This is a genomic window from Actinomadura sp. NPDC048955, from assembly GCF_040649435.1.
Taxonomy (GTDB): Bacteria; Actinomycetota; Actinomycetes; order Streptosporangiales; family Streptosporangiaceae; genus Spirillospora; species Spirillospora luteofluorescens.
Genome location: NZ_JBEZJI010000039.1, coordinates 37,873 through 52,123, shown reverse-complemented (window position 1 = coordinate 52,123; position 14,251 = coordinate 37,873). Strand labels below are relative to the sequence as shown.

Below are 14,251 nucleotides of genomic sequence, written 5' to 3'. Positions count from 1 at the left end.
GGAAGGCGGCGCCGAGGGGCGCCCGGCGGGCGTGCGGGGAGCGTCGTGAGCGCGCCGGGCCTCGACGACTACGCGGCCGGGGTGCGGGACGGGTCGCGGGCGTGGATCGCGCGGGCGATCACGCTCGTGGAGTCGGCCCGCCCGGACCACCGGGAGCTGGCGCAGAAACTGCTGGTCGAGCTGACCCCGCATGCCGGGAACGCGCGCCGCGTCGGGATCACCGGGGTGCCCGGGGTCGGCAAGTCCACGTTCATCGACGCGCTCGGCACCCGGCTGACGGGGGAGGGGCACCGGGTCGCGGTCCTCGCCGTGGACCCGTCCTCCACCCGGACGGGCGGCAGCATCCTCGGCGACAAGACCCGGATGCACCGGCTCGCCACCGATCCGGCCGCGTTCATCCGCCCCTCGCCCACCGCCGGGACGCTGGGCGGCGTCGCGAAGGCCACCCGCGAGGCGATGGTGGTCATGGAGGCGGCGGGGTTCGACGTCGTCCTGGTCGAGACGGTCGGCGTCGGGCAGTCCGAGACGGCCGTCGCCGAGATGGTCGACTCCTTCCTGTTCCTCACCCTCGCCCGCACCGGCGACCAGCTCCAGGGGATCAAGAAGGGCGTCCTGGAGCTGGCCGACGTCATCGCGGTGAACAAGGCCGACGGCGAGCACCGGAGAGAGGCCGAGCGCGCCGCCCGCGAGCTGGCGGGCGCGCTGCGGCTGCTGCGCAGCGACGAGCGCGTCCGCGCCACCCCGGTCCTGACGTGCAGCGCCAAGGAGGGCACCGGGCTGGAGGAGGTGTGGGGCGCGCTGGTCGAGCACCAGGACCGGCTCCGCGAGACCGGCGAGCTGGAGGCCCGGCGCCGCCGGCAGCAGGTCGGCTGGACGTGGGCGCTGGTGCGCGAGCGGCTGCTGTCCGACCTGCGCGGGCATCCCGGCGTCCGGGACGCCGCGCCCGGTCTGGAGCGGGAGGTCGCGGAGGGGACGCTGACCCCAGCCCTGGCCGCCGAGCGCCTCCTGGAGGTGTTCTCGCGGGACCGCTGAACGGGGTTCCGTATGTCCGAAACCTTGGGTTGTCCCAGGTCCCGGTCGCGGCGCACGGGGATCAGGTAGAAAAGTCGGATGGACGTCATCGCGCTCGATGATCCGACGGACGCGCAGATCCGGGGGTGGCACGCGGTGCTCGCCGCCGTCCACGCGGCCGAGCCGGACGGCGACCCCGCGCCCGACCCGGAGGGGACGGCGCGGCTGCTGCTCGGCGCGGAGGCCGGCGCGCGGCAGCGGCTGTGGGCGGCGGCCGCCGGCGGACCCGGCGCGGGCGGCGCCCTGGCCGCGGTGGCGGCGCTGCGGCTGCCCGGCGAGCCGGGCGCCGACCGTCCCGGCGAGGTCGACATCCAGGTCCGCCCCGAGCACCGGCGGCGCGGGCTCGGCGCCCGGCTCCTCGCCGCGGCCGCGCAGGGGCTGCGCGAGGACGGCCGCTCCAGCGTGATCGCGCAGGTCCTCGCGGGCACCCCGGCCGTCCCGTTCCTGGAGTCGCACGGCTTCGAGTGCGTGCTGACCCTGCGCGGCATGCTGCTGCGGCTGGAGGACGTCCCCGCCGAGCGCGTCGCGCGGCTGCTGGCCGAGGCGCCCGCCGGCTACCGGCTCGCGCGCTGGCGGGGAGCGGTGCCGGACGAGCACGCCGAGGCCCTCGCCCGCGCCAAGCACGCCATGGCCGACTTCGCCGAGTACGAGGGGACGCCCTGGGACGCGCACCGCGTCCGCGAGATGGCCGAGATCGTCGCCAAGCGCGGTGACGACCTCTACACGGTCGCGGCGCTGTCGGGCGACGTCATCGCCGGGTTCACCGAGGTCGTGGTGCCGGCGGGGTGCGCCGGGCGCGCGGCGCAGTACGACACGGCGGTGCTGCCAGAGCACCGCGGCAGGCGGCTCGGCATCTGGGTGAAGGCGGCGATGCTGCGCTGGCTGGGGGAGGAGTGCCCCGGCGTACGGGAAATCGAAACGGACAATTCTGGCGACAACGCCCACATGATCGCGGTGAACGAGGAGCTCGGCTTCCGCCTGGAGCGCGAGTCCCTGGAGTACCAGGCCGCGGTGTCCGCCCTCCCCGCCTCCGGCCGCTGACCGGAAAACACGTTGCCCCCGCGGCCCGCCGCTGGGCATTCTCATGGAGGTCTTCCGGGAAATGCCCGGAAGGCGGAGAATTGCCGAAGCATTTCCTCGTAGTTCAACGGCAGAACGCCGCACTGTTAATGCGGATATCCAGGTTCGAATCCTGGCGGGGGAGCGGCACGGGCCAGGGAGGTGACGCGGTGAACGTGCTCGTCCTGAACGCGTCGTACGAACCCATGCAGAGGGTCGATCTGCGGCACGCCATCCGGATGCTGGTGCGCGAGGTGGCCGTGGTCGAGGAGGCGGAGGAGGGCCGCACCTTCGGTCGCTTCCCGGTCCCGCGCGTCCTGCGGCTCGTTCGCTATGTCGCGATGCGCTGGAGGCACGGCAGGCGCCCGCCCTGGAGCAAGCGCGGCGTGTACCTGCGCGACGGGGGCCGCTGCTGCTACTGCGGCAAGCGCGGCAACACGATCGACCACGTCCATCCGCAGTCCCGCGGCGGGGCCGACACCTGGGAGAACACCGTCCTGGCGTGCGGCAGGTGCAACAACCGCAAGGGGGACCGGACGCTCGCCGAGGCGGGGCTGCGGCTGCCGTCGCCGCCGCGGGTGCCGCGCTGGGAGGAGCTCGTCGGGCCGTGACGGGGGCCGCCGGATCGGCCCGGCGCCGCCGGGGGAGGGGCCGGACCGCGTCGCGCGGTCCGGCCCCTGGCCGTTCGCGGCGGCGCCGTCCGGTAGCCCGCGCGTGACTCTATGTGTTTTGTGGAGCTTCTGAGGTAAATAGGGCGATTGTGGTAATGTGCCGCCAATCTTGAGCTTTGTTATCTAGGAGAGATCTGTGGCGGCCCTCGATCCCCCCGGCAGAACGCCGCGCCCTCCGCGCGGGCGCGCAGCGGCGAAGCGCCTCGCGGCGCTGGCCCTCGCGGCGGGCGTCTCGGCGGCCCTGCCGCCGGTGTCCGGGAGCGCGGCGGCACTCCCGGAGCGGCCGAAGGACCTGAAGAAGGAGTACGCCAAGCTCAAGGCGCGCTCGGAGAAGCTCTCCAAGGAGTACCGGGGCGAGCTCGTCTCCCTCGAGGAGGCGAAGAAGGCCGCCGAGCGCGCCGGCGCGGACGCGACCAGGGCCGGCCGCGAGTACGACGCCGCCCGGATCGACGTGGCCCGGCTGGCGGCCGGCACCTACATGACCGGCCGCCTCGACGTGATCCCGATGATCTCCTCGGCGGAGCCGGGCGCCGCCGTCCACGACGCCGCCGTGGTCGAGCACATCAGCCGCAACAACGGCCGCCGCATCCAGAGCCTGGAGGCGCTGAACACCAGGGCGGTCCAGTCGGAGGCGACGGCCCGCAAGAAGCTGGACGCGGTCAAGAAGGAGATCGACGACCTGGAGGGCCAGCGCGCCCGCGTCAAGAAGCTGCTCGTCAAGTACAAGCCGGAGACGACCCGCACCACCGTGCCCGCCGGCGGCGGCCGCCCGGACGGGGCGAGCGGCACGAAGTCCCCGATCGTCGGCAACTCGATGACCGCGCGGATGCGCACCGTGCTGCTGGAGATCGACGGGAAGTTCGGCGCCTTCCCGACCATCGGGTGCTCGCGCCCCGGCGACCCGCAGGACCACGGCTCGGGCCGGGCCTGCGACTTCATGGAGAGCACCGGCGGCAAGATGCCGAGCGCCTCCGCCCAGGCGCACGGCGACCGCGTCGCCCAGTACGTGATCGACAACGCGTCCCGCCTCGGCATCAAGTACGTCATCTGGAAGCAGCGCATCTACGACATGCGCGGCAGCGGCGGCTGGAGCCAGATGGAGGACCGCGGCAGCGTCACCCAGAACCACTTCGACCACGTCCACGTCTCGGTGCTCTGACGCGTCCGCGCCTCCCGGCGCGGGCGCCGGGACGCCGCTCGGGCGTCCTCACCCGTCGCCGAGCTCGACGACGGCCGACTCGCGCGCGGAGCGGGCGGCGGCCTCGATGACCTCCAGCCCGGTGATCGCCTCGGCGAGGGTGACCGGCGGCGGCGCGCCGTCCCGCAGGGTGCGCAGGACGCTCGCATAGAAGTCGTGGTAGGCCCCGGCGGCCGTGGGCTCGGGGGTCTCGTGTCCGGGGGTGCCGAGCAGGCCGCTGGATCCGGGCGGCGCGATGCCGTAGCCGGGGTCCTTGGGGGTGAGGCCCGCGCGGAGCTGCTCCTCCTGGACGTCCATGCCCGAGACCGCGTACGCCGCGCGGCTGCCGAGGACGCGGAAGCGCGGGCCCTGGTGGGCGGCGATGGCGCTCATCCAGAGGTGCGACCGGGCGCCGCCCGGGTGGGCCAGGGCCACGAACACGTCGTCGGGGGCCGCGGCTCCCGGGCGGCGGGTGTCGATCTCGGCGTAGACCCGCTCCGGCGGGCCGAGCAGCGCGATCGCCTGGTCGACCAGGTGGGACCCGAGGTCGAACAGGATGCCGCCGGCGTCGCGGGGGTCGGCGCTCTCCTTCCAGCTCTCCTTGACCTCCGGCCGCCAGCGCTCGAAGCGGGACTCCAGGCGCAGGACGTCGCCGAGGGCGCCCGAGGAGGCCAGCCGCCGCACCGTCTGGAAGTCGCCGTCCCAGCGGCGGTTGTGGAACGGGAAGACCGGCAGCCCCCGGACGGCGCTGAGCGCGGCGAGGGAGCGGGCGTCGGCCGAGGCGGCCGCGACGGGCTTGTCCACCACGACGGGCAGGCCCGAGGTCAGCGCGGTCCGGGCCAGCGGCACGTGCTGCCGGTTGGGGGCGGTGACCACCACCAGGTCGCAGGCGCCCGACGCTCCCCACAGCCGGTCCACGCTGTCGAGGACCTCGGCCTCCGGGTACCGCTCGCGCACGGCCCGCTGCCGTTCCGGGGAGCCGGTCACGACCGCGGCCAGCCGCATCCCCGGCACCGACGAGATCAGCGGGGCGTGGAACACCGAGCCGCCGGTGCCGTATCCGATCAGGGCAACACGCAGGTCCATGACTCGATCATGGCCGATGGCGCGGTGGCGGCCGGGCGGCGGGGGCCCCGATGGGCCGGTCCGGGCCCGCACGGCGGCGCCGGTTCCACGTAGGCTTTCGTACGGGTTGTGTTGGATCGAGGGGGGCATGTTGCCGAAACCAGTGCTGCTGACGGTCGACGACGACCCGGGAGTGTCCCGGGCCGTGGCGCGGGACCTTCGCCGCCGGTACGCCGAGACGTACCGGATCGTGCGCGCCGAGTCGGGCGGGCAGGCCCTGGAGGCGTTGAGCGAACTGCGGCTGCGCGGCGACGACACGGCCGTGCTGCTCGCCGACTACCGGATGCCCGGGATGGACGGCGTGGAGTTCCTGGAACGCGCCATGGACCTGTTCCCGTTCGCGCGCCGGATCCTGCTCACCGCCTACGCCGACACCGACGCGGCGATCCGCGCGATCAACGACGTCGACCTCGACCACTACATGCTGAAGCCGTGGAACCCGCCGGAGGAGAAGTTCTACCCGGTGATCGACGAGCAGCTGGACGCCTGGGCGCGCGTCGACCGGCGCCCGCCGGGTGAGCTGCGGGTGGTCGGGCACCGCTGGTCGTCCCGCTGCTACGAGGTCCGCGACTTCCTGGCCCGCCACCAGGTGCCCTACACCTGGCTGATGGACGGCGACCCCGAGGGCGCCCAGCTGGTCGCGGCGGCCGCGTGCCCGGAGCTGCCGCTGATCGTGACCGCGGACGGGGCGACGCTGTCGGCCCCCTCCGACGCCGAGCTGGCCGCCGCGGTCGGGCTGCCGAGCACCCCGACCGCCGGCTTCTACGACCTGATCGTCGTCGGCGGCGGCCCGTCCGGGCTCGGCGCGGCCGTGTACGGCGCGTCCGAGGGCCTGAAGACGGTGGTCGTGGAGCGCCGCGCCCTCGGCGGCCAGGCCGGGCAGAGCTCCCGCATCGAGAACTACCTCGGCTTCCCCGACGGGGTGAGCGGCGCGCAGCTCGCCGACCGGGCCCGCCGCCAGGCCGACCGGTTCGGCGCCGAGCTGCTGCAGGCCGGCGAGGTCACCGCGCTGGAGTCGCGCGGCACGGCCCGGGTGGCGCGGCTCTCGGACGGCTCGGAGATCGCCGCGCACGCCGTCATCCTGGCCACCGGCGTCTCCTACCGCCGCCTCAACGCGCAGGGCGTGGACGACTTCGTCGGGCGCGGCGTGTACTACGGCGCCGCGCTCACCGAGGCGCCGTCCTGCGCGGACGAGGAGGTCGCCGTCGTCGGCGGCGCCAACTCCGCGGGCCAGGCCGCGGTGCACCTGGCCAAGTACGCAAGGAAGGTGCACATCATCGTCCGGGCCGACGGCCTGGAGAAGTCGATGTCGCACTACCTGGTCGAGCAGATCGCGGCGACGCCCAACATCGAGGTGCACACCGGCAAGACGGTGTGCGCGGCGGAGGGCGCCGACCGGCTGGAGCGGCTCACGTTCGCGTGGCCGGGCGGGAAGAAGACCATCGACGCGCACTGGCTGTTCGTGTTCATCGGCGCGGAACCGGGCACGGGGTGGCTGGACGGCTTCGTCGAGCGCGACGCGCGCGGGTACGTCCTCACCGGGCCCGACCTCGTCGGCGGGGGCCGCCGCCCCGCAGGGTGGCCGCTCGCGCGCCAGCCCTACCACCTGGAGACCAGCGTCCCCGGGGTGTTCGCGGCGGGCGACGTCCGCTCGGAGTCGATGAAGCGGGTGGCGTCCGCGGTCGGCGACGGCGCGATGGCCGTCGCGTTGGTCCACCGTTACCTGGAGCAGGCATGAACACGGCGTCACCGGAGCAGCTGCGGGAGCTGTTCCTCTTCGAGGACCTGGACGACGAGAAGCTCGGCTGGCTGTCGGCCTGCGGGACGGTCGCGGACTTCCCCGAGGACGGGATCATCTGCGACCAGGGCGACGCCGCCGAGTTCCTCTACGTGCTGCTCGACGGCGAGATGGTGATGACCCAGAACGTCCGGGGCCACGTGGCGCAGGTCAGCCGGACCGACCGGCCCGGCACCTACGGCGGGGCCGTCCAGGCGTACCTGGGCGACAAGATCGAGCAGAGGTACCAGCACTCGCTGCGCGCGACGCGCCCCACGCGGGTCTTCGTGCTGCCGGCATACAAGTTCGCCAAGATGGTCCGCAAGTGGTTCCCGATGGCCACGCACCTGCTGGAGGGCGTCTTCTTCGGGATGACCAACGCGCGGCGGGTCGTCGACCAGCGCGAGCGCCTCACCGCGCTCGGCACCATCACCGCGGGCCTCACCCACGAGCTGAACAACCCGGCCGCCGCCGCGGCGCGGGCCAGCGCCGAGCTCGGCGACCGGCTGATCGGCGCGCAGAAGAGCCTCGCCGACCTCGCGGCGCAGGGCGTCGACTGCACCCATCTCAGCGCGCTGGTGTCGCTGCGCCCGGCGCTGCCCGCCGCGCCCGGCGGGCGCCGCAGCCCGCTGGAGGTCAGCGACGCCGAGGACGAGCTGGGCGACTGGCTGGAGGAGCACGGCGTCGGCGACGCCTGGGACCTCGCGCCCGGCCTGGTGGCCGCCGGGATCGGCATCGGGCAGGCGGAGGAGGTCGAGCGGGCGGCGGGCGGCCACCTGCCCGCCGCGATGCGCTGGCTGGCCGAGGTGATGGAGGTGACCCAGCTCCAGGCGGAGATCTCCGAGGCGATGGGCCGCATCACCGCGCTGCTGGACTCGGCCCGCCAGTACTCCCAGCTGGACCGCGCGCCCTACCGGCGCACCGACCTGCGCGAGCTGCTGGACAGCACGCTCACCATGCTCAAGCGCAAGTTCGGGGACGGTGTGACGGTCAAGACCGTCTACGACGAGGCGCTGCCGCCCGTCCCGGTCTACGCGGCCGAGCTGAACCAGGTGTGGACCAACCTGATCGTCAACGCGCTGCAGGCGATGCAGGGCAGCGGCACGCTGACGATCCGCACCGCCCGGGAGGACGACTACGCGCTGGTGGAGATCGCCGACACCGGGGTCGGCATCCCCGAGGAGGACCTCGACCGGATCTTCACGCCCTTCTTCACCACCAAGCCGGTGGGGCAGGGCACCGGGCTCGGCCTCGACATCTCCTGGCGCATCGTCGCGGGCCGGCACGGCGGCGACATCCGGGTGGAGTCGCTGCCCGGCGACACCCGGTTCCAGGTCCTGCTGCCGCTCACCGAGCCCTCGGAGGAGTCCGCCGGGGAGACCGCTCAGTAGGACTGGAGCTCCAGCAGGTTCCCGCCGGGGTCGCGCAGATGGGCGGTGCGCAGCCCCGGCCCCCACTCGGGGCGGTCCCGCGGCCCGGCCACCTGGACGGCGCCGAGCCCGCGGAGCGTCGCGGCCGCCGCGTCCACGTCGTCCACGCGCAGCACCAGCATCGAGCCGTCCTGCCCGGACGGTGCCGGCAGGCCCGCGGTGCCGACGGCCTTCGCCATCCGGGAGCGCCCCATCACGACCAGGGCGGCCTCGCCCCGCAGGTCCCAGTTCGCGTACTCGGCCTCCGGGATCAGCTTGACCGGGTCGATCCCGTGCAGCGCGCGCAGCGCCGCCTCGTAGAAGCCCGCGCAGGCGCGGAAGTCGTCCACCAGAAGGCGCGGATACAGCGCGTCCATGCCGTCCCCTATTCATGGGTGTTCACCAATGATTGGGGTAACCCTACAATAGGCGGATGGACGAGACCGCCGGACCGCTGCCGCCCCGCCTGCTCGGGATCACCACGTTCGTGCTCGCCCAGGTCGGGCGGGCCGGACGCGTGCGGATGGGCCGGATGATGGACGAGCACGGCCTCGGCCTCTGGCACTTCGCCGTCCTGTCCGCGCTGGACGACGCCGCGCCCGCCTCGCAGCGCGGCCTGGGCGCCCGGCTGCGCATCGACCCGAGCGACCTCGTCGAGGTCGTGGGCCGGCTGGAGGGGGCCGGCCTCGTCCGCCGCGAGCGCGACCCGGCCGACCGCCGCCGCTACGTGGTCGAGCTGACCGGGCGGGGCCGCGCGGAGCTGGACGAGGTCACCCGCCGCGCGGCCGAGCTGGACGCCGCGCTGCTGGCGCCGCTCACCCCGGACGACCGGGCCGCCTTCGAGCGCATCGCCCGCGTCCTGCTCGCCCACCTCGACCCGCGGGCGCGGCCGGGGCTCGCCGAGGCCCCGGCGCCGCCGAGCGCGCCGGGGCCGGGGGACGGGCCGCCTACTCGAAGAGGTCGGGCTGCTCGCGGGTGATCTGGTCGTAGAGGGGCTGGTAGTTGATCCAGCCGACCAGGTCGTTGCCGATCTGCTCGTGGGTCAGGACGGCGTTGTCGTGCTCGATCGGGACGACCTGCCCCGCGGCCTTGGCCAGCAGCTGCACCTGGCAGGAGCGCTCCATCGTGATGAACCACCAGGCGGCGGCGTCCACGGTGTCGCCGACGGTCAGCAGGCCGTGGTTGCGCAGGATGACGGCCTTGTGGCCGCCGAGGGCGGCGGCGATGCGCTTGCCCTCCTCCAGGTCGGTGACGACGCCGGTGTAGTCGTCGAACAGGCCGTGGTCCTGGTAGAACGCGCACACGTCCTGGGTGATGGGCTCCAGCTTCTGGCCGAGCGCCGAGATCGCCCGCCCGTGAGTGGAGTGGCTGTGCGCGGCGGCCACCACGTCCGGGCGCGCCTGGTGCACCTGCGAGTGGATCGCGAACGCCGCCTCGTTGACCGGGTAGCGGCCCTCGACGACCTTGCCCTCGTGGTTCACCAGGATCAGGTCGCTGACCCGGATGTGCTTGAACGACATGCCGAACGGGTTCACCCAGAAATGGTCGGTGCGCTCGGGGTCGCGGGCGGTGATGTGCCCGGCCACGCCCTCCTCGAAGCCGAACTTGCCGAAGACGCGCAGCGCGGCGGCGAGGCGCTCCTTGCGGTGCCGGCGCTCGTCCGCGACGTCGTCGAACGTGGGCGGCAGCCGGAAGATCAGGTCGGTCGGCAGCTTCTCCAGGAACTCTTCCTCGTCGGACATCGCGCACTCCTCGGGCTCGTCTCCCCACCACCGAACACCATGGCCCCGCCCTCGGGCTAGACCGGCGGCGCCCAATGCCGCGCGCCCGGTTGTCCGGACGGGACAACCAGGACGCAGAATGGGGGGATGGAGCCCAGCCCAGGAGACCGGTTCCTGCGGTTGCTGATCGAGCACACCGACGACCCCGTGCTGCTGGAGGCGACGGTCCGCGCCGCCCGCGGCCGGTCGGAGCTGGTGGCCGCGCTGCCGGAGGAGGAGACCAGGCGGCACACCCGCGCCCTGGTCCACGGGGTGCTCGCCGCGCTGGAGGACGGCGAGCCGGGCGAGGAGGTCCTCGCGGCCGCGGAGCGGCTCGGCTCGGACCGGGCCCGGCAGGGCGTGCCGGTCGCGGCGTTCCTGGACGGCTTCCAGGCGGGCCGCGCCCACCTCGTCCGGGCCCTCGTCGCCGACGGCCGCCGGATGGGCGTCCCGGACGCGGCGCTGCTGGACGGCGTGACCCGCATCGACGAGATCACCACCGCGCTCGTGCAGCGGATGGTCCACGCGCACCGGGTCGCCGAGCTGGAGATGGCGCGGACCGTCCGCGAGGGGCGCCTCCAGATGCTCCGGCAGCTGCTGCACGGCGAGGCCGTCCCCGTGCTCGCCCCGCTCGACCCCCGCGTCGCCTACCACTGCGTGGTGTCCGACGTCAGCGACCCCGCCGTGGCGGGACGGCTGGAGTCGGCGCTCACCGCCGCCGGGCCGGGGTTGTGCGGGCTCGTCGACGGGCGGCTCGCGGCCCTCGTCGCCCGGCTGCCCGGGCCGCGGGGCCCGCTCGCCGGGCCGTCCGGGCCGCTGCTGGTGGCGGCCCCGCCCGCCCGTCCCGGCGAGGTCGCCCCGATGTACGCGCTCGGTCGGCGGGCGCTGCGGGCGGGCGCCGCCGCCGGGCTCACCGGCATGCGGGAGCTGGCCGACCTCGCGCTGCTCACCGTCACCGAGGCCGAACCGGAGCTCGGAGGCCTGCTCGCGGGCGCGCTGCTGGCGGGCCTCGACCCCGGCGAGCCGTTCCACCGGGAGCTGGCCGAGACCGCGCTCGCCTACCTCGACCACGGCGGCCGGATCGAGCCGACGGCCGTGGCGCTGCACGTCCACGGCAACACGGTGAAGTACCGGATCCGCCGCTTCCAGGAGCTGGCCGGGCGGCCGCTGCTCGATCCCGGCGCGGGCGCGGCGGTGTCGCGCACCGCGAACTGGTGGTGGGCCCTGCACCGCTGGCTTGCGGGGTCCGGAACGTGAACCGCCGCGGCGGCATGTATCTATGGGTGGGAGCGTTCCGCGGGGGACGCAGGAGAGAGCGGAGGAACCGGTGACCGCACCGAGGATCGGCGCCGTGATGTGGCCCATGCAGTCCTGGCCGGAGGCCGGGGAGCTGTGGCGGCGTGCCGAGGACCTCGGCTTCCGGCACGCGTGGGTGTACGACCACATCGCCTGGCGCGGCACGACGCCCTGGTACGACGCCTACACCACGCTCGCCGCGGCCGCGGCGGTCACCTCGCGCGTCCGCATCGGCACCCTGGTGACCTCGCCGAACTTCCGGCATCCCGTGCCGACCGCGCACGCGATCAAGACGATCGACCACGTGAGCGGCGGGCGCCTGACCGTCGGCATCGGGGCGGGCGGCACGCGCCGCGCGTCCGACGCCGGGATCATCGGCCCCGACTGGAGCCCGGACGAGCGCGCCTCCCGGTTCGCCGAATGGGTGGAACTGCTGGACCGCCTGCTGACCGGCCCCGAGACCACCTTCGACGGGGAGTTCTACACCGCTCGCGAGGTCGTGCAGGAACCCGGCTGCGTCCAGCGCCCCCGTGTGCCGCTCGTCATCGCGGGGAACGGCCCGCGCGGGATGCGGGTCGCCGCCCGGCACGGCACCGGCTGGGTGACCAGCGCCCACGGCGCGGGAGACGAGCCGCACGGCATCGTCCGCTCCCGGCTGGACGCCCTGCGCGCCGCGTGCGACGCCGAAGGCCGCCGCCTCGACGACCTCGTCCTGCTGACCGGCTTCAACGAGGAGCCCTGGCTGGAGTCGGCCGGCGCGTTCGCCGACCTGGCAGGCCGTTACGCCGAACTCGGCATCACCGAGATCGCGCTGCACTGGCCCCGCCCCGGCTCGCCGTTCGAGGCGGACATGAAGGTCTTCGAGGCGATCGCCGCCGAGCACGGCGAGCCCCGCTGATGCCGTTCGTCCTGCTGGGCCTCGCGATCGCCTTCGAGGTGACGGCGACGCTGGCGATGCGCGCATCCGAAGGCTTCACCCGGCTGGGCCCCTCGGTGATCGTGGTGGCCGGGTACCTGATCTCCTTCGTCTTCATGGCCAGGGCGCTGACGTCGCTGAACGTCGGGCCCGTCTACGCCATCTGGTCCGCGCTCGGCACGATCGGCGCGTTCGCGGGCGGTGTGCTGCTGTTCGACGAGCCGGTCAGGCCGCTGACCATCGCCGGCGCCGTCATCATCGTGCTCGGCGTCGTCGTGATGAACCTGGGCGGCGGGGTGCACCAGGGCTGACCTCGGGGCGTGTTCGCCCGGCTCAGGCCTCGGCCGGCGTGGAGACGCGCTGCTGCTCCAGCTGGCCGCCGATCAGCTCGGTCGGCGTGCAGCCCGACAGCGTGCGGAAGTCGCGGTTGAGATGGGCCTGGTCGTAGTAACCGCAGGCGAACGCGGCCTCGGCGATCCCGGCGCCGCCGAGGAGCAGCCCGACGGCGCGCTGGAAGCGCAGCACCCGCCCCATCACCTTGGGCGGCAGCCCGGCCTGCTCCCGGAACCGGTGGGTCAGGTGCTTGCGGCTCCAGCCGACGTCGGCGGCGAGGTCGGCGACCGGCACGGCGGGGTCCCCGTCCAGCAGCCGCCACGCCCGGACCACCTCCCGGTCGGGGGCGGGGCCGGCGTCGAGGCGGCGCAGGAGGAAGGCGTCCAGGATGGCGAACCGCGCGCCCCAGGTCGGCGCGTCCCCGAGCCGCTCGACCAGCGTCCGCGCCTCCCGGCCGAGCAGGTCGGGCAGGTCGGCGGCGGCGTTGGTGAGCCGCGCCATCGGGACGCCGAGCAGTGTGTAGGCGCCGAGCGGGGTCACGTCGAGCTGGATGCCGCGCTGCCCGCCGGGGCTGAGGTACATGCCGTGGCCGTCGTGCATCCCCGCGACGAACGATCCGTAAGCGCGGTCGGCCACCCCGGGGTCGGGGACCTCCAAGTGGAGCGGCGGGCCCAGGTTGAGGATCACCACGGTGGTGCGGGTGGGCAGGGTCCGCATCCGGGACGGCACGGCCTCGGTCTCCCAGTAGCCGTCGTAGGCGCGCAGGAAGGGGCGCAGCGCGGGATGGGGGCGGCCCCGCGCCAGGCACCAGCCGCCCCGGTCGCTGAACTCGACCGGCCTGTCGCTCATGGGGCCAGTCCTACCACGTGAGGGTGACGGGACGGGCTACTCGTACACCTGCCCGCACACGGCGATGCGGGCCAGGTCGGCCCAGCTCATCGTGGTGATCGTGCGGACGTAGGAGCGCACCGGCGGCTCCCCGGGGCCGGCCGGCAGCGGCACGCGGGCGCCGTCGGCCGCGTCCCAGCCGCCGAGGCTGCCCGCCACCGCGCACTCCAGGTACGTCGCCGGGTCGAAGTTGTACCAGCGGGCCGGGGTGGCGCGGGCGCCCGAGCCGGGCGGCCGGGGCGCCGGCACGCCGAACCGGGCCTGCGGGCCCGGGGGAGCGGACAGGAAGTCCTCCAGGTCGGCGATCTGGGAGAGCAGGACCCGCTCCCAGTCGGCGTACCCGTCCGGCTCGTCGCCGGGCAGCGACAGGTCCTTGCCGCTCCAGGCGGGGTCGAAGGCCGCGGGCGGCGTGGTGGCGGCCGCCGCGAACATGGCCGCCACGTCGTCGGGTTCCAGGTGCGCCTGGCCGGCGAGCGTGGCGCCGACCTTCCACAGCGAGCGCAGGAACGCCGAAAGCGACCACGAGGCCGCCCTCGCCTCCTGGCCGAGCTGCAGGAACACCAGGTACAGGTCGCGGTTGGTGCGCACGGCGGGCCCCGGCGGGCCGTCCACCCAGTACATCTGCCGGTGCCGGACGCCGCTCTCCAGGACCATGACCTGGGCCAGCGCGGAGATCCGGGAGTCGTGCGCCGCGACGCGGAAGGCGTTGCCGAGGTCGTCCTGCCGCATGACGTCCCAGGTGTCCATCCGGCTCCTCCACGGTCGGTGC

15 protein-coding genes and 1 tRNA gene are annotated in these 14,251 nt (G+C 74.4%); 11 read left to right on the top strand and 5 right to left on the bottom strand.

Going from position 1 to position 14,251, the window contains the following annotated elements; genetic code table 11:
• The first annotated feature begins 45 nt into the window (after positions 1–45).
• The 5 genes from meaB (at position 46) to AB0C84_RS30230 (ending at position 3,960) form a co-directional block, all read left to right on the top strand.
• Entirely contained in the window at positions 46–1,032 is a 987-nt protein-coding gene (gene meaB, locus AB0C84_RS30250) for a methylmalonyl Co-A mutase-associated GTPase MeaB (RefSeq protein WP_179848638.1), read from the top strand.
• A gap of 78 nt (positions 1,033–1,110) precedes the next feature.
• A complete protein-coding gene (locus AB0C84_RS30245; RefSeq protein ID WP_361073152.1) occupies positions 1,111–2,112 on the top strand; it encodes a GNAT family N-acetyltransferase in 1,002 nt (333 codons plus the stop codon).
• Between the two features lie 92 nt (positions 2,113–2,204).
• A tRNA-Asn gene (locus tag AB0C84_RS30240) sits at positions 2,205–2,275 on the top strand.
• 25 nt (positions 2,276–2,300) lie between these two features.
• Positions 2,301–2,741 (top strand): HNH endonuclease, encoded by a 441-nt coding sequence (locus AB0C84_RS30235; protein ID WP_179848640.1) that lies wholly within the window; start codon positions 2,301–2,303, stop codon positions 2,739–2,741.
• Between the two features lie 196 nt (positions 2,742–2,937).
• On the top strand, positions 2,938–3,960 hold the full coding sequence (locus AB0C84_RS30230) for a hypothetical protein (protein WP_258944143.1): 1,023 nt from the start codon (positions 2,938–2,940) through the stop codon (positions 3,958–3,960).
• Between the two features lie 48 nt (positions 3,961–4,008).
• On the opposite strand, the gene AB0C84_RS30225 is transcribed toward AB0C84_RS30230, so the two are convergent.
• A complete protein-coding gene (locus tag AB0C84_RS30225; protein ID WP_361073148.1) occupies positions 4,009–5,064 on the bottom strand; it encodes a Gfo/Idh/MocA family oxidoreductase in 1,056 nt (351 codons plus the stop codon).
• A 127-nt stretch (positions 5,065–5,191) separates the two neighbouring features.
• On the opposite strand from AB0C84_RS30225, the gene AB0C84_RS30220 reads away from it, so the two are divergent.
• Both AB0C84_RS30220 and AB0C84_RS30215 read left to right on the top strand, forming a co-directional pair.
• A complete protein-coding gene (locus AB0C84_RS30220; protein WP_179848642.1) occupies positions 5,192–6,841 on the top strand; it encodes an FAD-dependent oxidoreductase in 1,650 nt (549 codons plus the stop codon).
• A complete protein-coding gene (locus AB0C84_RS30215) occupies positions 6,838–8,271 on the top strand; it encodes an ATP-binding protein (RefSeq protein WP_361073145.1) in 1,434 nt (477 codons plus the stop codon). Before AB0C84_RS30220 ends, AB0C84_RS30215 begins: the two co-directional genes overlap by 4 nt.
• Here AB0C84_RS30215 and AB0C84_RS30210 read toward each other — a convergent pair.
• The gene (locus AB0C84_RS30210; RefSeq protein ID WP_361073141.1) at positions 8,265–8,666 is read right to left on the bottom strand and encodes a VOC family protein; all 402 of its coding nucleotides are present in this window, start codon (positions 8,664–8,666) and stop codon (positions 8,265–8,267) included. The two genes, AB0C84_RS30215 and AB0C84_RS30210, sit on opposite strands and share 7 nt — an antisense overlap.
• Before the next feature lie 56 nt (positions 8,667–8,722).
• Between AB0C84_RS30210 and AB0C84_RS30205 the strand changes: the two genes are divergently transcribed.
• The gene (locus tag AB0C84_RS30205) at positions 8,723–9,268 is read left to right on the top strand and encodes a MarR family transcriptional regulator (protein WP_361073138.1); all 546 of its coding nucleotides are present in this window, start codon (positions 8,723–8,725) and stop codon (positions 9,266–9,268) included.
• Here the strand turns inward: AB0C84_RS30205 and AB0C84_RS30200 are convergent.
• Complete coding sequence (locus AB0C84_RS30200; RefSeq protein ID WP_345176034.1) at positions 9,237–10,031, bottom strand: class II aldolase/adducin family protein; 795 nt, start codon at positions 10,029–10,031, stop codon at positions 9,237–9,239. The genes AB0C84_RS30205 and AB0C84_RS30200 overlap by 32 nt on opposite strands.
• Positions 10,032–10,157: 126 nt before the next feature.
• Here AB0C84_RS30200 and AB0C84_RS30195 point away from each other — a divergent pair, with 126 nt between their 5' ends.
• The 3 genes from AB0C84_RS30195 (at position 10,158) to AB0C84_RS30185 (ending at position 12,572) form a co-directional block, all read left to right on the top strand.
• Entirely contained in the window at positions 10,158–11,306 is a 1,149-nt protein-coding gene (locus AB0C84_RS30195; protein ID WP_361073135.1) for a helix-turn-helix domain-containing protein, read from the top strand.
• 70 nt (positions 11,307–11,376) lie between these two features.
• Positions 11,377–12,243, top strand: coding sequence for an LLM class flavin-dependent oxidoreductase (locus AB0C84_RS30190; RefSeq protein WP_361073132.1), 867 nt, complete (start codon positions 11,377–11,379; stop codon positions 12,241–12,243).
• Complete coding sequence (locus AB0C84_RS30185; RefSeq protein WP_258944134.1) at positions 12,243–12,572, top strand: multidrug efflux SMR transporter; 330 nt, start codon at positions 12,243–12,245, stop codon at positions 12,570–12,572. Before AB0C84_RS30190 ends, AB0C84_RS30185 begins: the two co-directional genes overlap by 1 nt.
• A gap of 22 nt (positions 12,573–12,594) precedes the next feature.
• Here AB0C84_RS30185 and AB0C84_RS30180 read toward each other — a convergent pair whose 3' ends face one another.
• Together AB0C84_RS30180 and AB0C84_RS30175 are read right to left on the bottom strand one after the other, a co-directional pair.
• Positions 12,595–13,443 (bottom strand): AraC family transcriptional regulator, encoded by an 849-nt coding sequence (locus AB0C84_RS30180; RefSeq protein WP_361073129.1) that lies wholly within the window; start codon positions 13,441–13,443, stop codon positions 12,595–12,597.
• 36 nt (positions 13,444–13,479) lie between these two features.
• Positions 13,480–14,229, bottom strand: coding sequence for a hypothetical protein (locus tag AB0C84_RS30175; RefSeq protein WP_361073127.1), 750 nt, complete (start codon positions 14,227–14,229; stop codon positions 13,480–13,482).
• Between the last annotated feature and the right edge of the window lie 22 nt (positions 14,230–14,251).